Here is a 21,130-nt window from a genome sequence, read left to right as displayed (position 1 = left end):
GAGGAACGATTCCTTCCTCTGCGTTTCCTCGGCGATGTTCGGCCCACAGGTCCTCGCTTGACGCCGGCCCCGCCAGCGCCCAGAATAAGAATTCGGGTATGAGGTGATTTCATGTTGGCCTACGTATTTGTTGTATTCGCGTTAGTGTTCCGGTTCATCCCGCATCCCATGGCATTCACTCCTGTGGGCGCATCGCTTCTGTTTTTCGGAGCTCGCGCGCCGCGCCGTCGCCTTTGGATTCCGCTCGCGCTCCTCGCTGCCTCCGACTTAATCCTGACCATGCTTGTCTACCGCTATCCTTTCAGCTGGGATCATCTTGTAACCTGGGCGTGGTATGCCGCCATGCTCTGGCTGGGTACGACTCTCAGGCAGAACGCCGGGGCGTTTCGGATTCTGGGTTCCGCGCTCGGCGGGTCGATCGTGTTTTTTGTAGTAAGTAACTTCGCGGTCTGGCTTGCCTGGGAAATGTATCCGCGCACCTTCGCTGGCCTGATGACCTGCTATGAAGCCGGCATCCCATTCTTCCGCCGCGCCGTTGCTGGCGACTTGCTGTTCACCGCCGCAATGTTCGCCACTCCGTTCGCAATTACCGCCGTTTCGGAACGGCTGCACAAAGCCGACCCCACCGCCGCCTAAACGATGCTCGTGGAGGGGCGGGCGCCTAGCCCGCCCCAGCCGCGACGGTTTTTGTCGCGGCAGCGCAGTCCGTTGGTTCGAACTTTATCTCGCCTTCCAATTAGTTAGAGCCCGCCGCAGAATCGCGCCGCAGCCGTATCGCGAGCCACAAGCACACTCCCGCTACAACCGTCCCAACGATCCAAACCCAGTGCTGCTTCACCGCTCCACCCAACAATCCCAAAATCTGCGGCCCAAACCAGAGCACGAGCGCCGACAGCACGCCGAAGCGCACACACCTTCCCAGAAAAATCGCCACCAAAAAATCGCGAAACCGCATCTCAAACACAGCCGCAGCTAAGACGAAAATCTTGAACGGCAACGGCGGCGGCAACATCCCCGGAAACATCAATGCCCAGAATTCATGTTCCTCGAACGATCGATGAATCTTCTGAAAGCGCTCTTCCGAAATTCGCTTGCGCAGCACTTTCTCTCCGCCCAGATAGCCCACCAGATACAGCGGAATGCTCCCCAGCGCCGATCCCAGCGAAGCCATTGCAATGTACAGCAGCATCCGCCTCCGGTCCTGATAAACGTAGGTGGCGACCACAAAATCTACCGGCATCCCCAAGAGCGCGCTATCGGCGAAGGCAATCACAAAGACGCCCCAGATCCCCAGCACCTTCATCATGCCCAGGATCCACGCCGTGTAGCGAGCCAGGATGTGTCCGATGGTTTTCAAGGAAACAGCTAGTGTACGTGATCGAAATCGATGTGTCAGTCGAGTGAGGTTGTGCGGGCCGGAGGTTGTGTGAGGACACTGCCCTCGGCTGTCCAGGCCGCGAGGGTTTTTGTCGGGGCTGCCGCACCCAGTGACGGCCCTAGTCCTGCTATCATCGCAGCCGCATGCCGAAATTGTTCCTGACTCTCTGGCTTCTCGCTGCCACTCTCGCCACAGCCCAGCAATATGACCTCGTCCTCGAAGGCGGCCGCGTCATCGATCCTGAAACCTCACTCGATGCCATCCGCAACGTTGGCATACGCGACGGAAAAATCGCCCGCATCTCCGTGACTCCGCTGAACGGACGCCGCATCATCCCCGCCGCCGGCCTCGTCGTAGCCCCCGGCTTCATCGACCTGCACCAGCACGCCCAGGAAATTACGAGCCAGCGCGTGAAGGCCTTCGACGGCGTAACCACCGCGCTGGAAATGGAAATCGGCGCGCCCGACGTGACCCAGTTTCTAAACCGAAAGCAGGGACACTCGCTCATCAACTACGGCACTACCGCCAGTCACGTCGCCGCCCGCTCTCTAATTTTCGGCGACCCCTTGCCGGAAGGAACCATCCTTCCCCAGAGCGGTCCCGCCACCGATCGGCACGCTACTCCCGAGCAAATCGCCCGCATTCAGCAGCGCCTGCGTGACGAGATCGATGCCGGAGCTCTCGGCGTCGGCATGGGCATTGCATACACTCCCGGCGCCACGCGCCTCGAAGTCATCGACATTTTCCGCGTTGCCGCCGAGCGTAAGCTGCCGGTCTACACCCACGTTCGCGGTGCGGGCCTCGTCGAGCCCGGGTCCGCGATTGAGTCCGTCGAAGAAGTTATCGGCGCCGCGGCGATTACCGGCGCTCCTCTGCACGTTGTTCACATCAATAGCACTTGCCTGGCCGACTCGATGGAATGCCTTTCGCTGATCGAAGGTGCGCGCGCCCGCGGCCTCGACGTCACCGCCGAAGCCTATCCTTACATCGCCGGCATGACCGCTATCAATTCCGCGGTGTTCAATCCCGGCTGGCGCGAACAGCAGGGCATCGACTACGGCAATCTCGTTCTTCCCGAGACTGGCGAGCACCTTACGAAAGAGCGCTTCGAGCAGCTGCATGCCTCTAGCAAGAAGCAGTGGGTTCTCATCTTCGCCAACAAGCAGGCTACCGTCGACGCCATCATCCCCAACCCGCTGGTCATGATCGCCAGCGACGGCATCGAAGGCCATCCCCGCAACGCCGGAACTTATTCGCGCATCATCGCGCAATATGTCCGGGAGAAAAAGACGCTCACCCTAATGGAAGCGATTCGCAAAATGAGTCTGATGCCCGCGCAGATGCTGGAGCGCTCCACCCCCTTCGCGCGCCAGAAAGGACGTCTCCACGAAGGCGCCGACGCCGACATCGTCGTCTTCGATCCCCAAACCATCGCCGACCGCTCCACGTTCGAGAAACCTATGGAACCAAGTGTCGGTGTGCACTACGAACTGGTCGGAGGAACAGTATTGATTGACGACGGCCAACTCGTCCCTGATGTTTTCCCCGGCCGAGCGATTCTGGGCCCAGGGAAAGCGAAGTAAATGTGTGGGAGATTTGCTTGTGTGAGGCGCGCTGCTTGTGTGGGGACGGGCGCATTCGCCCGTCCAGGTTTTGACGTTCTCATCAGCAACAGTAGCTCTTCGCGCCCGCTACTCGTGCTCGGTCTTCCCACCCAGTAACTCAATCGCATGCGGAATCAGCCCTGCCACGGCCTCCAATGACTCCACCGCCCCCGCAGGACTCCCCGGCAGATTCAGAATCAAAGCTTTCCCCCGTACTCCACATACGCCCCGGCTCAGCGCCGCAAACGGAGTCTTCTGCGAACCCACGCGACGCATCAGCTCCGCCACGCCGTCAAGCATCCGATCGCACACCGCCGTAGTCGCTTCTGGCGTGAAATCGCGCTCAGCGATCCCCGTTCCGCCGGTAGTCACGACGAGCCGCACCTCGCGCCCCAGCCGAATCAGCAGATTTTGAATTTGTATGGGATCGTCCGGAACGACTACGCGCACTTCCACCGAGAAGTGAAGCTTCTCAAGAAGTTGCGCCACCGCCGGACCAGATGCGTCCTGGCGTTCCCCGCGAGCGCAAGAATCGCTGATTGTCACAACCGCAACGGTCAGTCCGTGTGGCTCAGCCGCCGATGGTTTACCCGTCATGCTTAACCATCGAGGAGAACATCTTCCTCTTCTTCCCGTCGGCCCGCGGCCGGCGCCGTACTCGGAGCCGGCGCTGGTGCACTTGCTGGCGGCGTCGCGGCGACAGGCGCCTCAGCCTGCGCCGCTTCCGTTTCCCCACCGCCCTCGCGCGAGGATTCGTCGAGCAATCGCAGCCCTTCCATCAGCAGTCCCTGAGTATTGAGTTGCGTGGTTTCTTTATTGGTCTTGCCTTCGAAGTCGAGCTGGAAATTTCCGCCCGTCCAGCGCAGCACTTTGAACACAGCCGGATCGCCCACCAGATCTCCGTAGGTCGCGTGTTTCACCTGGCCTTCGACAAAAAATACTTCGCATTCATCACCTTCATTGCTCAGCGAAAGCTGGCAACTCTTGCGTCCCATCTCGAGCGACTGCATCAGATCGATCACGTTCATCTGGGTGAGACTGCCACGCACCACGCCATCTTTCGGCGCGGTCTTCGCCATTTTCTCCAAAGCCAGCCGGTCAATCAAACGTTTGATGCGCCGCGTGGCATCTTTCAGAAAAAACGGCTTCTCCAGATAGTCATCCGCCGCGTCCACGGGCGAGAGCCGCTCCGCGATATCCGCTTTACTGGCCATCAACACGGTCGAAAAATTAGCCGTCGCCGGCCGGCTCTTCAGTTTTTCGACCAGTTGCCGTCCATCCATCCCGGGCATTTTGTAATCGCACACCAGCAGATCGGGAGTATCATCAACAGCTTTCAGGAGTGCGTCGGCGGCGTCGGTCGCTGTCGTGACCTGCGCCAGCGGGGTCAGCGCCTGCTGCAACATCGCCAGTACCATCGGATTGTCGTCCACCACGAGCAGCTTGACGTTATTCGCCATTCCGTTTGCAGTCATTACTGATACTTCTACTTCGTGCGCCGATACTCTCCGCTCTTGCCGCCGCTTTTCCGTTCCAACACAATTTCGCGAATCGCAATGCTCTTGTCCACGCCCTTGCACATATCGTAGACAGTGAGCGCGGCCACGCTGGCGGCGACCAGGGCCTCCATTTCGACGCCGGTTTCCGCCGTAGTCGCGGCTTTAGAGGTGATGGCGACGCCATTCTCGCACAGCCGCAACTCGACATCAACGAGCGCCAGCGGCAAGGGATGACACATAGGAATCAATTCGGCCGTACGCTTCGCCGCCATGATGCCGGCGATGCGCGCCACTTCGAGCGCATCGCCCTTGGGATTTTGCGGCAGCGCCGCGAGCACCGCCGGAGTCATCGCGACGAATGCGCTGGCCTCAGCCTCGCGCTTCGTCGCCGACTTGCCCGAAACGTCCACCATGCGCGCCCGTCCCGCCCCGTCATAATGGGATAATTTCTTCGCCATGCCGAAATCCTATCTTACAAGACAGCGCGTGTAGGACGGACACTCCTGTCCGTCGCCGTTGATCTTGAAGTTGATCTTGATCTTGATTTTTGACTTTGACTCCCCATCCCAATTTTTTGCAAGCGCAAATGCAAACGGCAAAAACAAGATCAACTGCGACGGCAAAAACAAGATCAACTGCGACGGACAAGAGCTTCCGTCCTACATGAATCAACGCAGCATCACTGCAACAAACTCTTCCGCCAGAATCCGCTCCCGGTCGTCGGGTACAACGATATAGCAATTGGCGCGAGCAGTGGCGGCGATGTCGCCCGATCCTTGCCATTCCACCAACTCGACTTGCGAGTGTTCGAATTCTCCGGAGAGCATCGCGGGAAGAAAACGTTTGAGCCCCGTCTTCACCCGGATTTCCTTCTTCAGGCGTGCATGTAGAAATCTCAGTGTGCGCGGCGACACGCCCGCAAGCGCCTCAAGCATGGGCCGCGCGAACAGTTCGAAAGTCACCATAGTTGAGACCGGATTTCCGGGGAGGCCGAAGAAATATGTCGGAGTTTCGCGGCCGACCGCACCACACTTGCCGAATACGACGGGACGGCCGGGCTGAATTTTCGCGCCAGTGAAAAAGAATTCAGCGCGCAATTCCGACAAGACCTGCTCAACCAAATCGTACCGGCCCATAGAGACGCCGCCCGTCAGCAGCAGCAGGTCGGACTTCAGTCCTTCCTCGATCAACCTTCGCAGACCCTTTGCTTCGTCCGTAGCCACGGGCAGCAGCACGGGCTCGCCGCCAGCCTGTCGTATCTGTGCGGCCAGCGAATAGCTGTTCGAGTTGCGAATCTGCGTAGGGCCGGGTGTTGCGTCGACATCCACGATCTCGTCCCCGGTGATCAGTACAGCCACTTTCGGGCGCTTGTGAACCTGCAAACGCGATTTGCCCACAGAAGCTGCCAGCGCAATCGCCGCCTCATTCAATCGGGCGCCGCGATCGACCAAAACACTTCCCGCCCGCGCCTCGGCCCCGCAGGGAACAATATTTTCTCCCGGCGCGGCACCTCTACTGATCTCGACTCGTTGCCCCCGCTGCGATGTGTGCTCGACCATCACTACCGCGTCCGCGCCAGCGGGAACTGGGGCCCCAGTCATGATCGATGCGGTCTGCCCCCGGCCGATGTTCGCCGGAATGTTCTCCAGCTTCTCTCCCGCTTTGATTTCAGCGATCACCGTGAGCGTTGTAGGAACTTCACTCAAGTCCGTCGAGCGCACGGCATAGCCATCACGAGTGGACCGCGGGAAAGGAGGCAAGTCGCGATCCGCCACAACGGATTCGGCAAGCGCGCGGCCGGCAGCGGAGATCAGATCGACGGATTCCGTTTCCCGAACTCGAACCAGCGCCGCCCGCTCCTCGACCACTCTGCGGGCGTCTTCAAAGCGCAGAACCGTGGAGTTTACGGGCGTGGCGGACATCGGACTGATGATACTAGAGACGAAGAAAAGAAACCGAGAAGGTCCAGATTCATCCTGAACTCGGGAATTTACCGGGCCAGTTCCTGGCCCAGCGCTCCGGGATTGCTGGCGAACGACAGGCCAGTTTCAAGATCAATCACGCGATCCTGAACCAGTTGCGCAATCTCGCCATCGAAATGCTGCATCCCCTCAGACACGCCGGCTTTGATGGCATCGAGCAAACACTTGTTTTCGCGCTCCCCTTTTTCTATGCACTCGCGAGTGCGGGCGTTCGCTTTCAGAATTTCGAACGCAGCGACGCGTCCGCTGCGATCTTGCTTCGAAATCAGGCGCTGACAGACGATATAGCGGAACGACTTGGCAAAACGCTCACGCACTGACTGCTGCTCCGCCGGCGAGAACGAGCTGACGACTCGCTCCACTGTTTTCGATGTGTCGACTGTGTTGACGCTGGAGAACACTAAGTGCCCGGTCTCGGCTGCCTCCAGCACGATCTCAATCGTCTCCCGGTCGCACATCTCACCGACCAGAATGACTTTCGGAGCCTGCCGCATCGCCGACCGCAAGGCGTGGGCAAAACTAGGCGTGTCGCTGTGCAGCTCCCGCTGATGAATCGTGGAACACTTGTGATTGTGCAAAAACTCGATCGGATCTTCGACGGTGATGATGTGGTAGTACTTCTCGCGGTTGATGGCGTCGAGCAGCACCGCCAGAGTGGACGATTTGCCCGAGCCCGCCGCCCCCGTCACCAGCACGATTCCATCTCTCAGTTTGGTGACATCTGTAAGCTGTGGCGGCAGCCGCAACGCCGCGAAGTCCGGAATGGCCGTAGGAATCACTCGCATCACCACCGCGCAACTGCCGCGCTGAATGAAAATGTTGACGCGGAAACGGGCTACGCCAGACAATCCGAAAGAGATGTCGCAAGCTCCATGCTCGCGCAGGGTGGTAATGGCCTGCTTGTTGTCCCCAATCAGGTCGGCGGCGATGTGGCGTGTGTCGTCGGGCGTTAGAAAGGTGAGCCCCGGCACCTGCACCGGAATCATCTGGCCGTAGACCTGGACCTGCGGCGGGCGCCCGGGGGAGAAGATCAGGTCGCTGATTTTCTCTGCGGCGCGCAGCATGGCCCCCAGCAGCGCTGGGGTGGCGACTCTGCCGGTTCCAGAAAAACCTTCTAACGCAACGGTAATCGGGGCAATGGTCGGTGCTGCCATTCGTCCTCACACCTTAGGAATCGCACGCACCACAGATTGGGAAGAAAAAACTTAGATGGTTAACTTTAACCCGCCGCAGGCCAGCCAAGAAGGACAGCAAGTACATAGACCTTGGTAACCTCTTCCAAGACCTGCAAAAAGGGCGGCTCGAATTGAGCCGCCTCTTGCAAACTTGCATGCGAAAAATGGATACCTAAGTAACTATTTCTTCGGAGTTTTCTTCTTCCCGAAGGTGGTTTCCACCGACGAACCGAGGCTCGCCAACAAGTCCTTCGCACTCTGGGCATTCGGCCCGGTCGGCGCAAGCTCCAGATACTTCTGGAAAGCTTCGACGGTTCCCGGCGCCGCAACCTGCTTGTCGCCCTGCAGCGTGGCCTTCGCCAGCAAATTTATGCCTTTCTGATAATAAGCTTCCGCCCGGTTGGGATCGGCGGCAATGCATTTATCGAAGGCGGCATTGGCCTCGTCCGGCCTGCCGGCATTCGTGAGGACGGCCCCGATATTGAAGTAAGCCTGCGCCGCCGCGGCCGGGTCGGTCTGCGCCGCCAGTTCATAGGTCTTTACGGCATCATCGATTTTTTTCGCTTTGGCGTAAGCGTCCGCCAGGTTGTTGTAGTAGGCAGCCAGGTTCGAGACGGCCTTCGGATCCTTGTCGTTCGTCGTGTTCTTCTTAATGTCGACGGCCTTCTGATAAGCCTCGACAGCCGAATCCAGGCGCTTCTGTTTTTCTGCCGGATCCGTTTGTTTGGGCGCCGACATTCGATAGTAATCGCCGAGCTTGAACCAGATCACGTCGCGGCTCGCATCCATCTGTGTAGCTTCGGTGAGCGCAGCGATCGCCGTTTCGTAGTCGCCTGCGTCGGCGGCCGTTTTGGCCGCGGTGAGCTTTTCGTTCAACGCTTTGACTGTGTTCACTTCCTTGGTCTGTTTAGCTTGCGCCTCCTGCATTTGCTTCATCTGCTCGGCGGAAACACCCTTGCCCTTGGCGGCATCTTCCTGATCTTTCTTCAGATCGAAGTCCTGAACATTTTCACTGGTGTTCACCGGGAACCCGTTGAGATGATCCAGTTCCTTGCCCGCTTTCTGATCGTCCGCGTTCTTATAAATCGTGATGTTGTACTTGCCGGGCGTCAGCCCCAGCGAGAAATATTCACCTTTCTTGTTGGTCTTAAGGACGTACTTCTGACCGTTATCCATATTGGCGTAGACCACGATTCCGTCAACGATCGGGTTGCCCTGCGCATCTTTGACGACGCCTTTCACCGACCCCGAAGCCTGGGCGAAGACGGGAGGTACGCACAGTCCCAGCGCCAGTATTGCGAATAGAAGAATTCCAAAATATTTTTTCATCTTGCCTCCCGGCAAATCCGAATTTTGCTGGCCACTTCTCGAAAGCATCAAGATCTTCCCAACCACCCCTCTAGTCCGCGTACGGAATTGGATCCTGCACTCCCGCCGCCGCGAAGGCACGCAGGCGCAACGCGCAGCTGTCACACTTACCGCAAGCCCGATCCTGGCGGCTGTAACATGACCAAGTTAAATCGAACGGCGCACCCAGTTCAAGGCCGAGGCGCACAATCTCGGCTTTGCGCATGGCGATCAGTGGAGTCACAATTTCGATCCGTCCGTCCTTCGTGCCGGTTCTCGCCACTTCATTGAACGCCTTGTAATAAGCCGGACGGCAATCGGGATAGCCCGAGCTATCCGGTTCAACAGCGCCAATGTACACCTTTTCCGCGCCCAGCACCTCCGCCCAGCTCACCGCGACCGCCAGGAAGTGTGCGTTGCGGAAGGGCACGTACGTGACCGGGACGCTATGCCCAACTTCGCCGGCCGCAGGCACGTCGATGGCATCGTCGGTCAGCGCCGAACCGCCAATCGCACGCAAGGCCTCGTTTCGCACCATAAGTTTATCTGCAATCTTCAGCCGCTGGCAGATGGCCAGAAACGACTGTCGCTCCCGCTCCTCGGTGCGCTGGCCATAGCTGATGTGCACCGCGGCAACCTCGTAGTCCCGTACCGCCAAAGCGGCGCACACGCAAGAGTCCATGCCTCCGCTGAGCAGAACCACGGCGCGAGATTGAGTAGAAGGAGCCATCCTGTGAAATCGCCATTGATGATTGTCGATTTTTGATTGTTGATTCGAAAAAGGCTCCGAGGCCTTGCGGTTTTTAATCGACAATCAAAAAATCGTCAATCAACAATTTCTTCCTAGACTCCTTTCAATGCCGGGTCCCATATGAACTTATGCAACTGCAATCCCAGCCGCGCCGGCACATCGTCCGCAATCATCCACTCTGCCAATTCCCGCGGATCGAGCAGGCAATGCGAGCTGTCGCGCCCGCCGGTCGCGTCTTTGCGGAATGCGGGCGAGAATAGGACCGCATTCACGCGCTCCGCAAGATGATGCCGCTGGGTGAACTTCCGCGCAAAGTCGTAATCCGTCCGGCTGCTCAGCACGAACTTGACTTCATCTCGGGGCGATAGCGTCTCCACGTTTTCCATGCAAAACGTATCACCCTCGCCCGAGTTCGGACACTTCACGTCGACGATCTTGACAACGCCCGCCGGAACCCGCGCCAGCGGCCGCTCTCCGCTCGTTTCCAGCAGAACCTGATATCCGTTATCCAGAAGCCGCTGCATCAGCGGAACCACTTCCCGCTCTTGCAGCATAGGCTCGCCGCCGGTTATCTCTACTAGCCCTCCGCCCGGACTCAGCCGCGAAACCTCGGCGAGCACCGCTTCCATCTCCATCTTGCGACCGCCCTGAAAGGTGTACTCGCTGTCGCACCAGGAACACCGCAGATTGCACCCTGTCAACCGCACAAAAACGCACGACAGCCCCGCGTACGTCGACTCCCCCTGCAATGATTTATAAATCTCAGTGATCTGCATGAACAGCTGCCAGCCTCCAGTTGCCAGCCCCCCGCCTCAGGCTCCCGCTTGCTTAGAGACCGAGGGCAAGAGTCCGTTAACGATGCGACCGACTTCGCCGCACAACTCCAACAGCTTGCTGGTGGTTTCCTTTTGCAAGTAGCCGAGATTCTCTGCGATCTGGGAGTTGCGTTTCGATTTCCATCAGAGAACCTCTCCCCTGCCCCAGAAAATATCGGAACTCCTTTTCCGACAGTCTGCCCTGCCCCTCAGCAATGTTGCTCGGAATAGACGCGGCGGCGCGGCGCACCTGTGAGGTAATTCCAAATAGCTCATCTTTCGGAAAGGTGGCTGTCGCTCGCGCCGTTACAAGCTCCATCGATTTCTGCCGGGCAAACAGGTCCTTGTAAGATCGCCCCAAGCGCTAGATCCTTCCCTGCTGTATCTTCACTGGCAACTGGGGGCTGGCGACTGATTACTCACTGTATTTCGCGGTCGTCGTATCCGTCTCGAAAACCGTCACGTCCTTCACCCACACCCGCCCGCCAGTCACGCTTTGCAGCCGCGTGTTCGACTCATCGTAGAAATACTTTGCCAAATTTTCCGCCGACGGATTGATCACAGTGAAGGGCTCAATCTCATTGATCATCTGGTGGTCGAGACGCTCAATCACGTGCTTCATCACCTCGCGCAGATCTTTGAAGTCGAGCAGCAGACCAGCTTTGTCCAACTCGGCCCCGGCGAGCGTCACCCGTATCTTATAGTTGTGGCCGTGCGGATTCTCGCACTTGCCCTTGTAATTGCGCAGGTAATGCCCCGCCGCGAAAGTGTCTTCCACCGTGACTTCGAACATGATCCCCCAGCAGCCGGGCCGCGATTCAGGGCCGGCCACGCTACTTTGCTCTATGCCCAATGCTCCATTGTACCGCCGGACTCGAAGCGGGCGCCGCTTGACTCACGCCCCAAGGAAATGTAGCTTGCCTATTCCTCGTTTAATCCCAAGGAGCACGCATGCTGCCGCGCAAGTCCCCTCTCGCATTCCTGTTTGCCCTGGCGCTGACGGCCAGTCTTTTTGCGCAAAATCGGCCGGACGCCACAGCCCCCGACTACGAAGCCAAGGAACACTACACGAAGTACGAATATCGCATCGCCATGCGCGACGGCGTCCATTTGTTTACCTCCGTCTACGTTCCCAAAGATAGTTCTCGCACCTACCCGTTCCTGATCAACCGCACCCCTTACAGTGTCGGACCGTACGGCGTCGACCTCTACCGCACGCAGCTTGGCCCATCCCCTGAGTTCGACAAGGCAGGATACATCTTCGTATTTCAGGATGTGCGCGGCCGCTACATGTCGGAGGGTACTTTCGTCGAGATGCGCCCGCACATCGACAACAAGAAGTCCAAACAGGATGTCGACGACAGCACCGATCTTTACGACAGCATCGACTGGCTGCTCAAGAATGTTCCCAACAACAACGGTAATGCCGGGATCTGGGGAATCTCGTACCCCGGCTTTTTCACCTCCGCCAGCATCATCGACTCGCATCCCGCGCTGAAAGCCGCATCGCCGCAGGCTCCTATGACCGACCTCTTCATGGGCGACGACGCCTACCACGGCGGCGCCTTCATGCTGGCCGCGAATTTCGGCTTCTACAGCTCGTTCAAGCCGCAGGAAAATCCCCAGCTCCCGCCGAAAACCTTCGTCCCTTTCGACTGGGGAACGAAAGACGCCTACGAATTTTATTTAAACGCCGGTCCGTTAGCGAGTCTACAAAAATATCTCGAGGGCAAGAGCGCTCTCTGGGACGACCAGGTGAAGCACGACACCTATGACGACTACTGGAAGGCGCGCAATCTCGCGCCGCACATGAAGAACATTCATTGCGCCGTCCTCACCGTCGGCGGATGGTTTGATGCCGAAGATCTGCAAGGCCCCTTCTCAACCTTTCATGCCATCGATAAAAATAATTCCGGCATTTTCAACGCGCTCGTGATCGGCCCATGGGTTCATGGCGGCTGGGCCCGCTACGACGGCGAGCATCTTGGCCGCGTCGACTTTGCTTCGAACACCGGCGAGTATTATCGCAAGAACATTCTCTTCCCCTTCTTCGAGCAGCACCTCAAAGGCAACGGCGACGCCAAACTTCCGAAGGCCTATGTCTTTGAAACCGGCACGAATGTGTGGCGGCAATATTCCGCCTGGCCTCCGAAAAATGCCGAGCCGAAAACTCTCTACCTCCACGCCAATGGTGATCTTTCGTTCAAACCGCCCACTGAATCGGCCTCGTTCGACGAATATGTGAGCGATCCAGCCAAGCCCGTGCCGTTCGTAAGTTACGCCGCGCTCAATGTTCCCCAGGAATACATGCTCTCGGACCAGCGCTTCGCCGACCGTCGCACCGATGTCGTTGTTTATCAGACGCCCGTTCTGCAGGAAGATATAACTATCGCCGGTCCGATCTCGCCGCGCCTTTTCGTTTCCACCAGTGGCACCGACTCCGACTGGGACGTAAAGCTGATCGACGTCTATCCGACGGATTATCCTGATAGTAAGCAGGACGCGCCGCGTCCTGAAGATCGCGATAAACCGCGCAAAGACGTGGGCGCACCGTCGTTCACGATGGGCGGTTATCAGCAATTAGTCCGCGGCGAGCCCTTCCGCGGAAAATTCCGCCACAGCTTCGAAAAGCCCGACCCCTTCACTCCCGGCAAAGTCGAAGAGATCAATTTCACTATGCAGGACGTCAACCACACCTTCCGCCGCGGCCATCGCATCATGGTGCAGTTGCAAAGTTCCTGGTTTCCCCTCACCGACCGGAACCCGCAAACCTTCGTCAACATCCCCGATGCCAAGCCCGCGGACTTCGTGAAAGCCACCGAGCGCGTCTATCACACGAAAGCGGAGCCGTCGGGAATGATGGTCGGAGTAATAGCCGGGCCCGAAATGGCAGAAGAAGAGAAATAGGCAACAAGAAGCGGAAGTCATGGGTTGACTAAATGGCAAATTCCTTACTATAATGTAAGGAATCCGTCAAGGAGTAAGGAATTATGGCATCCGCAACCATCACTTCCAAAGGGCAAATCACCATCCCGGTACAGGTCCGCGAGAAACTTGGGCTCGAGCCGGGCGATCGCATCGAATTCGTACAGACGGAGCCGCGCAAGTTCGAGATCGTTCCGGTCACGGGGTCCGTGCGGGACCTGAAGGGGATGCTCTACAAGAAAGGCCGCAAGCCCGTATCGATTGAGGAAATGAACGCCGCCGTCGCCTGGGCCGCGTCTCAATCAAATGGGCGCTCGAAGCGATGACCGGTTTGGACACGAACATCATCGTCCGATACGTGACCCAGGATGATCCGGCGCAAACTCGAACGGCCACAAAGTTGATCGAGTCGCTCTCGGCGGAAGAGCCGGGTTTCATTGCCCTGGTTGTCGTCGCCGAACTGGCATGGGTCCTGCAGACGTCGTACAGTTCCACACGTGACGAGATCGTAAGCGTGCTCGAGTCGCTCTTGCGAGCCAAGACACTTGTGGTGGAGCGCACCGATTTGGTGCGGCAGGCCTTGCGCCAATTTTCTGCCGGACGCGCCGATTTCGCGGATTACTTAGTCGAACGCTGTGCGAATGCTGCCGGCTGCGAGCGGACATTTACATTCGATAAGGTTGCGGCAACCGATGCGGGCATGCGATTGCTCAGGTGATTGCAGATTGGCTTCGTCCACCTAGCTACGTTCCCACCCCGAAAAACTCCTCCACCACTTTCACATCCGTCGTCCTCTTATAGTTCGGCAGGCTCTCCACAAACACTTTCCCATACTGCTTCTTCAGTATGCGATTGTCCAGCAGCACCAGCAGTCCGCGGTCATGCAGCGACCGGATCAGCCGCCCGAAACCCTGCTTCAGCGTGATGACCGCCGACGGCACCTGATACTGAAAGAACGCGTTCCCCCCGTCAGCATCGATCGCCTTCACCCGCGCCGCCACCACCGGATCGCTCGGCACCGCAAACGGCAGCCGATCGATGATCACGCAACTCAACTGTTCCCCTTGCACATCCACTCCCTGCCAAAATGAAGACGTCGCGAACAACACCGCATTCGGCGTCAGCCGAAACTCATCGAGCAGCGAGCTCTTCGGCGCGTCCCCCTGTTTCAACAGAGGAAACCCCACTTCCCCCAGCAGCCGCTGATAAATGTCATTCATCTGCGCGTAGCTCGTGAACAGCACGAACGCCCGTCCGCGCGTGATCTCCAGCAACCGGCGAATGCGCTCGGCTGCAACGGCAGTGAATTGCGGCGCACGCGGATCGGGCAAATCCGGGGGCACATAAAGCACCGCCTGACTCTGATAATCGAAGTGCGAAGGCAGCACCAACTCGCGGGCATGTTCAAACCCGAGCCGCTGACGAATATATTCGAAGCCACCGCCCACCGCCAGCGTCGCCGAAGTCAGGACGGCGCACTCCAGCTTCGACCACAGGCATTCCCGCAAGATAGGACCAACATCAATCGGTGTCGCCTGCAAAAAAACATTCTGTCGACCGTGTGCGTTTTCCGCAGCCTTTTCTGTGCCTCGCTGACTCCGTAGTGAAAATGTTCTACCTCGCCGCTCAATCCAAAAAACCGTATTGCGATCTTCCGCCTCCATCGCAAATCCCAACTGCGCCTGAATCTCCTGCGCCCTGCGCACGAAGTTGAAAACTTCTTCCGGTTTCTGCGGCAAACCTTCCAGTTCCCCGGCAAGCCGCGTCAACGCATGATTCAGCGCCCCAAATTCGTCCCCATTCTCCTCCAGAAACTCGCGCCGCGTATCGAACGCAAACCGTCCCTCACCGGCCGGAAGCAACGAAAAGAAAAATTGCGAGCGCTCCCGCAAACTCCCCAGCGCCCCGCTAAGCGATGCCGACAGCATCTGATTGCGCTGCATCGAGATCTCGACATCCCGCGCCAACTCCTCCATCCGCAGATTGCTCACCGAGATGCCGAAGTAATTTCCCGCGACATCTTCCAGTTCATGAGCTTCATCAAAAATCACCGCCGCCGCCTCCGGCAAGACGCCCGCATCGGGCGCACCGTCGGCCTGCAATTTGATGGCAAGATCCGCAAAAAAAAGATGATGGTTGACGATAATGATGTCGCTCTCCATCGCTTTGCGTCGCATCTCGGTGATGAAGCAGCGCTCAAACTCGCTGCACTTCTGCCCAGTGCAAGCGTCGGCCCGCGCGTCCAGCTTGTGCCAGAGCAGGCTAGCCTCGGGCAGTTCGGCCAATTCGGCGCGATCGCCGGTCGAAGTCGCCTTCTCCCAGGCAGCGATGGCGCGATATTGCTCAATCTCCTCCAACCCGCTCAGCACCGCCTGATCCGTCAGGTCATACAATTTCTTGCGGCACAAATAATTGCTGCGCCCCTTCATATAGCAAACCGAAAGCCGGCCCGTGCTCCGTTTGACGCCTGCACTCTCTTTGTCATTTCGAATATTTTCTTTGTCATTTCGAGCGGAACGAGAAACCTGCTGTTCGCCGGCAGCGTCTCCGAACAGCGCTTCCTCCAGGAACGGCAAGTCTTTGTAAAACAGTTGTTCCTGCAGATTCTTCGTCCCGGTCGAAATGATGACCCGCTTCCCCGACCGGATCACCGGCATCAGATAGGCCAAGGTTTTCCCCGTGCCCGTGCCCGCTTCCACGATCAGGTGCCGCTTTTCCCCCAGCGCCTGCTCGACCGCCTGCGCCATTTGCAATTGCCCGCGCCGAAATTCATACGCTGGATGCGTCCGCGACAGCACTCCACCAGGCCCAAAAAATTGATGCAACGTCGCATCTTCCCCACGCTGCTCCGTCCGATTTGAAGTTGTAGAAGCCAAGGAGTCTCTATAATAGAACTTCCCAGTTCATGTGGGGACAGCCGCCCTCGGCTGTCCAGCCGACTCGAAGAGTCGGCAGCCCCTCCACAAATACGGGAACCATTGGGGTCTTGCCACAGCAAGGACAGTCGGGGACGGCTGTCTCGACACAATCTTTTCACCACATAAAGTTATTTTGACCCAACCCACCTACAACTCGACCAGCACCATCGCCACTACCGCCGCCGGCATTCCCACAATCGCCATTGTCGGACGCCCCAACGTGGGTAAGTCCACGCTCTTCAACCGCATCGTAGGTTCCCGCCGCGCCATCGTCGGCGACGAGCCCGGCATCACCCGCGACCGCCTTTACGGCGATGCCGAATGGGAAGGTCGCCACCTGCGCATCGTCGACACCGGCGGCATCCTGCCGGAAGAAAAAGATCTGATCCCATCTGAAATCTACCGTCAGGCCCGCGTCGCGCTCGACGAAGCCGCCGCCATCGTCATGGTCGTCGACGGACGCACCGAACTCGCCGGCCCCGACCTCGAACTCGTCCGTCTGCTCCGCAAAGCCAACCGCCCGCTATTCGTAGCTGTGAACAAAGTCGACACCGAAAAACAATCTAACCTGATCAACGATTTCCACCGCCTCGGCGTGAAAAAGATGTTCCCCATCTCCGCCGAACACGGCCGCGGCATCGACGACCTGCTGGACGCGGTGGTCGAAGCCCTCCCTGCAGAAAACTTAACCGCCGAAGACACAGAGCGCACAGAGGCCAACGACCAACGACCAACGACCAACGACGGTTCCGACGACCAACGACCAACGACCGACGACGACGCGCCATCGTCCGCCCACGAAACCAAAGTCGCTATCATCGGCCATCCCAACGTCGGCAAATCCACCCTCCTCAACTGCCTCACCGCCTCCGATCGCGCCATCGTCTCGCCCATCCCCGGCACCACGCGCGACGCCGTCGACGAAATCGTCGAGCACAACGGACGCCGCTTCCGCTTCATAGACACCGCCGGCATCCGCCGTAAAGGCAAGACGCATTTGATGGCTGAAAAACTTTCCGTCGTCATGGCCCGCAAGCATCTCGAAGGCGCCGACATCGCCCTGCTCGTCATCGATGCCACCGAAGGCGTCAGCCAGCTCGACGCCTCCATCGCCGGGCTCGCGCACGAGGGCGGACGCTCCATCATCATCGTCGTCAACAAATGGGATTTAGTAATTAGCGGAAAAGACAAACCGTCGCGCCCCACCAAAGCCGAACGCATGCGCGAATCCAAACGCCCCGGCGACCGCGACGCCTACGAAGAACGCCTGCGCTACGAACTAAAATTCCTGAACTACGCGCCCATCGTCTTCATCTCCGCGCAAAGCGGCAAGGGCACCGAGAAAATCTTCCCTCTGCTCGAAGAAGTCGCCACCGAACGTCGCAAGCGCGTCACCACCGGCCAGATGAATCGATTCCTCGAACGCGTGGATTTCGAACGAGCCTCCGTCCCCATGCGCCAGCGAGTGAAAATCCTCTACATGACGCAAGCCTCCGTCGCTCCTCCCACCTTCGTCCTCTTCACCAACCGAGCCGTGAAACTCCATTTCTCCTACCAGCGCTTCCTCGAAAACCAAATCCGAGAAGCCTTCGGCTTCCTCGGCACCCCCATCTGGATTAAGAACAAAGCCAGAGAATCAAAGTAGAAGAAGCAGGAAACAGCGGGAAGCCGACAACGACCATGTTGGCACAGCCCATGTGGGGACGGACGCCTTCGTCCGTCCAGCAAGCGCAGCGAGCGGAAAGTCGAGGCGCTGCCGAAATCTAATGTCGATTCACTCGCCTGCCATCGCCTGCCCCTTCGTCAGCAACCCCACCCGCTGCACTCCCGCATGATGCGCCCGATCGATCACATCCGCCACATACTGAAAATCCACATCCGCATCGCCACGGACGAACGCCACCTTCTCCGCACGCTTCAAATAAATCTGCGCCAGCCGCACATCCAGATCCTCCCAGCGCACGTCTTCCTTGTTGATCTTCACCGTCGGCGGAACATCCTTCGCTGTCCAGATCACCTCAATCACAATCGTCCGCGACTGCGTTTCCGGCGCCGTCTGCTTCTGATTCGGCTGCGGAATCTGCGTCTTCTCCTGATACTCCTTGTCCATCGACACCACCAGCATGAACATGATGATCAATGTCAGCAACACATCAATCAGCGGCGTAACATTAATCTGCGGCCCGCGCGCACCGGCGCCTCCCATTGCAAATGCCATCGCGATTGCTCCTCTCGGCCACGCACGTCTGCAACATCAGACACCGCCGCACCGCGAGAGTTCCTGCTGTTCGCGCTCATTGGGCCGAAGGAGTTTCGAAGATTTGTCATTCCGAGGAGCGAAGGCGACGAGGAACCTGCTGTCTGCCGGAAGCAGCAAAACAGCAGGTTTCTCGGTTCGCTCGAAAATGACAAGGCCGAGGATCGGAAGCGACAAAAAATGGGGAATGAAAAAAACGGGGAATGACGAAGATCGGGAGTAATAGACGAAGATCGGGAGTAATAGAACATGAGGGATCGAACGACCGTTTCCTTGCCACTTTCCATCGTCCCCCTGCATCATTGATGCAGTGGTCGCATGAGCCGCCATCCCTGCGCAATCCATAGTGCCATGACTCTCACGCCGCGACTTGCGCTCCTCGCACTCTTGAGCCTCCTCGCGCCCTTCGTCCGCGCCCAGGACAACTACGAAATCCAGGTCTATGGCTCCGAGACCCAGGCCCCGCGCTCTACCATGATCGAAATTCATTCGAACTTCACCGTCGACGGCAGCAAGACCGTCATTGACGGCATGCTCCCGACCAATCACGCTGAGCACGAAACGCTCGAACTCACGCAGGGCATCAACGATTGGGCGGAAGTCGGTTTCTATCTCTTCTCCAGCATTCAACCGGACGGCGGCTGGCAATGGGTTGGCGATCACATTCGCCCGCGCGTCCGCGCCCCGGAGAAGTGGCACTGGCCAGTCGGTGTGAGTTTGTCGACGGAATTCGGTTACCAGCGCGCCGCTTTCTCGCCCGATACCTGGACGTGGGAAATCCGTCCCATCATCGACAAGAAAATCGGCCCCTGGTACTTGAGCTTCAATCCCGCGCTGGACCGCTCGTTTCACGGCCCCAGCGTCAACAAAGGCGTCGAGTTTTCCCCTAACGCAAAAGTCAGTTACGACTTCACGAAGAAAATTGCCGGCGGGCTGGAGTACTACGCCGCCTACGGCTCACTCGCAGGATTCGACCCGCTCCGCGATCAGCAGCAGCAATTCGTCCCAGCGATCGACATCAACTTCGCCCCCCAATGGGAGTTCAACTTCGGCGTCGGTGTCGGTACCACGCGTTCCACCGATCACTTGATCGTCAAATGCATAATAGGCCGCCGCTTCAGTTGGCCCCACGGAAAGAAATAGAAGGGAAGTGTGAGAAAACGCCGCCATCTAGGGACGACCCATGTGGGGACGGACGCATTCGTCCGTCCCGCCGAGCGCAGCGAGGTGCGGCACTACCCAATCGGTTCAGGAGTGAGTGACAGTGGCGGTGGTTCCGGCGGAGGCCCGCCCTCCGAAGCCGGCCCTGCCGCCGCCGAGGGCGGATACAAAACCATCCCCAGCGGTCGATACCTCGCCGCAAAGAAATAAATCGAATACGCCGGGAAGAAAACGATCGCCGGCACCGCAATCAGCCCGACCAAATACATGAAAGCCGCGAACAGAATGCTTCCCACCACCACCGCCACCGTAATGGTAAAAACATTCCAGGTCAGTCCAACGCTTTTCCCGGTGAGCACCGCAACCAGCGTCAAGGCCACGGTCGGAATCGCAATGATCAATCCCAGAATCAACGACGCGATGCCAATTACGATCCCTGCCCCGATCGCCAGTGCGATCTTCATCCCAATGTACCCGGCGTAGCCGCCCTTCTCCGCCTTGATCATCGGCCACAAACGTCGCCACCCCTCGATGGCTCCAATTCCCTCCAGCGCCATCTGCGGCACCACAAAATCTTTGGTCAGCACATGCACCACCGCCGTCACCACGAAGACAGCGAACATTACGAAGAACAACGCAATCCCGCCCAGCACCAGTCCTAGAGCGTGCTCCCCAGGCTGGCTAAACCACCCCAAGGCGTAGGCAAAGGCCGCGGGAATACCCACGAACACTGCCAGTCCCCCGAGCACGACCATCATGTAACCCAGTTGCCACCAAAAATATCGCCAGCCCGGGCCCGTCCTGCGGCTCCAGCCCTGCCGAATATGGCAGTCCTTCGCCAGCACGCTATCGAACAGAATGAACCGCATCACGCTGCTCACGTACAGCAGCACGATCGCCAGGATAAAGCCGGTTACGACGAGCGTCGCAATCACTCCCGCCAGAATTGCGGGATCGATCTGCGGAAACCGATCTGTAAGAGGATTCACGAAATGGCGCGACGATCCGCCTTGTTGCGGAATATTGAAATTGGAAGGAAAGTTAAACCCGCCCGATCCCATCTCTCCCGCCAGCAACCCCACCAACGCCAGACGGGTCCACTGCCCAAAGCGAAATGGTTGTATGAGTTGTTGCCTGGTGTGTTGAAAGGCAAGCGTGATGGTATCGATGGCGGAAATCGGCAAGCAGCACCTCGGGGCGAAATTGCCCCAGCAGCAAATTACTGCGAACCAAGGTACTGCGAACGAAGATGCGGTGCAAATCAATTCGTGGAAGAGCGGCCCTTTGTGGAAGAACGGTTTCTCGTGGAAGAGCGGCC

The 21,130-nt window shown here is 58.3% G+C and carries 20 protein-coding genes; 7 read left to right on the top strand and 13 right to left on the bottom strand.

Going from position 1 to position 21,130, the window contains the following annotated elements; translation table 11 throughout:
* Positions 1-111: 111 nt before the first annotated feature.
* The gene (locus VGM18_12030; protein ID HEY3973727.1) at positions 112-636 is read left to right on the top strand and encodes a DUF6580 family putative transport protein; all 525 of its coding nucleotides are present in this window, start codon (positions 112-114) and stop codon (positions 634-636) included.
* Positions 637-736: 100 nt separating this feature from the next.
* Here the strand turns inward: VGM18_12030 and VGM18_12025 are convergent, their stop codons facing one another.
* Positions 737-1,357 (bottom strand): VTT domain-containing protein, encoded by a 621-nt coding sequence (locus VGM18_12025; GenBank protein HEY3973726.1) that lies wholly within the window; start codon positions 1,355-1,357, stop codon positions 737-739.
* A gap of 164 nt (positions 1,358-1,521) precedes the next feature.
* Between VGM18_12025 and VGM18_12020 the strand changes: the two genes are divergently transcribed.
* Positions 1,522-2,961 (top strand): amidohydrolase family protein, encoded by a 1,440-nt coding sequence (locus VGM18_12020; GenBank protein HEY3973725.1) that lies wholly within the window; start codon positions 1,522-1,524, stop codon positions 2,959-2,961.
* Positions 2,962-3,069: 108 nt separating this feature from the next.
* Here VGM18_12020 and VGM18_12015 read toward each other — a convergent pair whose 3' ends face one another.
* From VGM18_12015 to queD, 9 genes are all read right to left on the bottom strand, one after another.
* On the bottom strand, positions 3,070-3,579 hold the full coding sequence (locus VGM18_12015) for a MogA/MoaB family molybdenum cofactor biosynthesis protein (GenBank protein ID HEY3973724.1): 510 nt from the start codon (positions 3,577-3,579) through the stop codon (positions 3,070-3,072).
* A gap of 2 nt (positions 3,580-3,581) precedes the next feature.
* Positions 3,582-4,457, bottom strand: a complete 876-nt coding sequence (locus VGM18_12010) for a response regulator (protein HEY3973723.1) — start codon at positions 4,455-4,457, stop codon at positions 3,582-3,584.
* 11 nt (positions 4,458-4,468) lie between these two features.
* Complete coding sequence (gene moaC / locus VGM18_12005) at positions 4,469-4,939, bottom strand: cyclic pyranopterin monophosphate synthase MoaC (protein HEY3973722.1); 471 nt, start codon at positions 4,937-4,939, stop codon at positions 4,469-4,471.
* A 210-nt stretch (positions 4,940-5,149) separates the two neighbouring features.
* Positions 5,150-6,403, bottom strand: coding sequence for a gephyrin-like molybdotransferase Glp (glp, locus tag VGM18_12000; protein ID HEY3973721.1), 1,254 nt, complete (start codon positions 6,401-6,403; stop codon positions 5,150-5,152).
* A gap of 68 nt (positions 6,404-6,471) precedes the next feature.
* Positions 6,472-7,617 carry a PilT/PilU family type 4a pilus ATPase gene (locus VGM18_11995; GenBank protein HEY3973720.1) on the bottom strand — a complete coding sequence of 382 codons (1,146 nt, stop codon included), beginning with the start codon at positions 7,615-7,617 and terminating at the stop codon, positions 6,472-6,474.
* A gap of 201 nt (positions 7,618-7,818) precedes the next feature.
* Entirely contained in the window at positions 7,819-8,967 is a 1,149-nt protein-coding gene (locus tag VGM18_11990; GenBank protein ID HEY3973719.1) for a tetratricopeptide repeat protein, read from the bottom strand.
* A 70-nt stretch (positions 8,968-9,037) separates the two neighbouring features.
* Positions 9,038-9,715: a 7-cyano-7-deazaguanine synthase QueC gene (gene queC / locus VGM18_11985; protein ID HEY3973718.1), complete on the bottom strand. Its 678-nt coding sequence runs from the start codon at positions 9,713-9,715 to the stop codon at positions 9,038-9,040.
* Between the two features lie 113 nt (positions 9,716-9,828).
* A complete protein-coding gene (locus VGM18_11980; GenBank protein ID HEY3973717.1) occupies positions 9,829-10,512 on the bottom strand; it encodes a radical SAM protein in 684 nt (227 codons plus the stop codon).
* A 454-nt stretch (positions 10,513-10,966) separates the two neighbouring features.
* A complete protein-coding gene (gene queD / locus VGM18_11975) occupies positions 10,967-11,383 on the bottom strand; it encodes a 6-carboxytetrahydropterin synthase QueD (protein ID HEY3973716.1) in 417 nt (138 codons plus the stop codon).
* 119 nt (positions 11,384-11,502) lie between these two features.
* Here queD and VGM18_11970 point away from each other — a divergent pair, with 119 nt between their 5' ends.
* From VGM18_11970 to VGM18_11960, 3 genes are all read left to right on the top strand, one after another.
* Positions 11,503-13,458 carry a CocE/NonD family hydrolase gene (locus tag VGM18_11970; GenBank protein HEY3973715.1) on the top strand — a complete coding sequence of 652 codons (1,956 nt, stop codon included), beginning with the start codon at positions 11,503-11,505 and terminating at the stop codon, positions 13,456-13,458.
* An 83-nt stretch (positions 13,459-13,541) separates the two neighbouring features.
* Positions 13,542-13,802 carry an AbrB/MazE/SpoVT family DNA-binding domain-containing protein gene (locus VGM18_11965; GenBank protein ID HEY3973714.1) on the top strand — a complete coding sequence of 87 codons (261 nt, stop codon included), beginning with the start codon at positions 13,542-13,544 and terminating at the stop codon, positions 13,800-13,802.
* Positions 13,799-14,194, top strand: a complete 396-nt coding sequence (locus VGM18_11960) for a type II toxin-antitoxin system VapC family toxin (protein ID HEY3973713.1) — start codon at positions 13,799-13,801, stop codon at positions 14,192-14,194. The genes VGM18_11965 and VGM18_11960 overlap by 4 nt, the downstream gene beginning before the upstream one ends.
* Before the next feature lie 25 nt (positions 14,195-14,219).
* On the opposite strand, the gene VGM18_11955 is transcribed toward VGM18_11960, so the two are convergent.
* On the bottom strand, positions 14,220-16,352 hold the full coding sequence (locus VGM18_11955; protein HEY3973712.1) for an ATP-dependent DNA helicase: 2,133 nt from the start codon (positions 16,350-16,352) through the stop codon (positions 14,220-14,222).
* Between the two features lie 175 nt (positions 16,353-16,527).
* Here VGM18_11955 and der point away from each other — a divergent pair, with 175 nt between their 5' ends.
* Positions 16,528-18,039, top strand: a complete 1,512-nt coding sequence (der, locus tag VGM18_11950; protein ID HEY3973711.1) for a ribosome biogenesis GTPase Der — start codon at positions 16,528-16,530, stop codon at positions 18,037-18,039.
* 129 nt (positions 18,040-18,168) lie between these two features.
* On the opposite strand, the gene VGM18_11945 is transcribed toward der, so the two are convergent.
* The gene (locus VGM18_11945; protein HEY3973710.1) at positions 18,169-18,612 is read right to left on the bottom strand and encodes a biopolymer transporter ExbD; all 444 of its coding nucleotides are present in this window, start codon (positions 18,610-18,612) and stop codon (positions 18,169-18,171) included.
* Positions 18,613-19,002: 390 nt separating this feature from the next.
* Between VGM18_11945 and VGM18_11940 the strand changes: the two genes are divergently transcribed.
* Positions 19,003-19,794 carry a hypothetical protein gene (locus VGM18_11940; GenBank protein ID HEY3973709.1) on the top strand — a complete coding sequence of 264 codons (792 nt, stop codon included), beginning with the start codon at positions 19,003-19,005 and terminating at the stop codon, positions 19,792-19,794.
* Between the two features lie 92 nt (positions 19,795-19,886).
* Here VGM18_11940 and VGM18_11935 read toward each other — a convergent pair whose 3' ends face one another.
* Entirely contained in the window at positions 19,887-20,996 is a 1,110-nt protein-coding gene (locus VGM18_11935) for a hypothetical protein (GenBank protein HEY3973708.1), read from the bottom strand.
* Between the last annotated feature and the right edge of the window lie 134 nt (positions 20,997-21,130).

This window comes from Candidatus Sulfotelmatobacter sp. (assembly GCA_036500765.1).
GTDB lineage: Bacteria > Acidobacteriota > Terriglobia > Terriglobales > Acidobacteriaceae > Sulfotelmatobacter.
This window is presented reverse-complemented; position numbering and strand designations above follow the sequence as displayed.

Bases quoted from the DNA above. Each gene is read 5' to 3' on its own strand.
- VGM18_12030 (HEY3973727.1), top strand. From the start codon at position 112: ATGTTGGCCTACGTATTTGTTGTATTCGCGTTAGTGTTCCGGTTCATC.
- VGM18_12020 (HEY3973725.1), top strand. From the start codon at position 1,522: ATGCCGAAATTGTTCCTGACTCTCTGGCTTCTCGCTGCCACTCTCGCC.
- VGM18_12015 (HEY3973724.1), bottom strand. From the start codon at position 3,579: ATGACGGGTAAACCATCGGCGGCTGAGCCACACGGACTGACCGTTGCG.
- VGM18_12010 (HEY3973723.1), bottom strand. From the start codon at position 4,457: ATGACTGCAAACGGAATGGCGAATAACGTCAAGCTGCTCGTGGTGGAC.
- moaC (HEY3973722.1), bottom strand. From the start codon at position 4,939: ATGGCGAAGAAATTATCCCATTATGACGGGGCGGGACGGGCGCGCATG.
- glp (HEY3973721.1), bottom strand. From the start codon at position 6,403: ATGTCCGCCACGCCCGTAAACTCCACGGTTCTGCGCTTTGAAGACGCC.
- VGM18_11995 (HEY3973720.1), bottom strand. From the start codon at position 7,617: ATGGCAGCACCGACCATTGCCCCGATTACCGTTGCGTTAGAAGGTTTT.
- VGM18_11990 (HEY3973719.1), bottom strand. From the start codon at position 8,967: ATGAAAAAATATTTTGGAATTCTTCTATTCGCAATACTGGCGCTGGGA.
- queC (HEY3973718.1), bottom strand. From the start codon at position 9,715: ATGGCTCCTTCTACTCAATCTCGCGCCGTGGTTCTGCTCAGCGGAGGC.
- VGM18_11980 (HEY3973717.1), bottom strand. From the start codon at position 10,512: ATGCAGATCACTGAGATTTATAAATCATTGCAGGGGGAGTCGACGTAC.
- VGM18_11970 (HEY3973715.1), top strand. From the start codon at position 11,503: ATGCTGCCGCGCAAGTCCCCTCTCGCATTCCTGTTTGCCCTGGCGCTG.
- VGM18_11965 (HEY3973714.1), top strand. From the start codon at position 13,542: ATGGCATCCGCAACCATCACTTCCAAAGGGCAAATCACCATCCCGGTA.
- VGM18_11960 (HEY3973713.1), top strand. From the start codon at position 13,799: ATGACCGGTTTGGACACGAACATCATCGTCCGATACGTGACCCAGGAT.
- VGM18_11945 (HEY3973710.1), bottom strand. From the start codon at position 18,612: ATGGCATTTGCAATGGGAGGCGCCGGTGCGCGCGGGCCGCAGATTAAT.
- VGM18_11940 (HEY3973709.1), top strand. From the start codon at position 19,003: ATGACTCTCACGCCGCGACTTGCGCTCCTCGCACTCTTGAGCCTCCTC.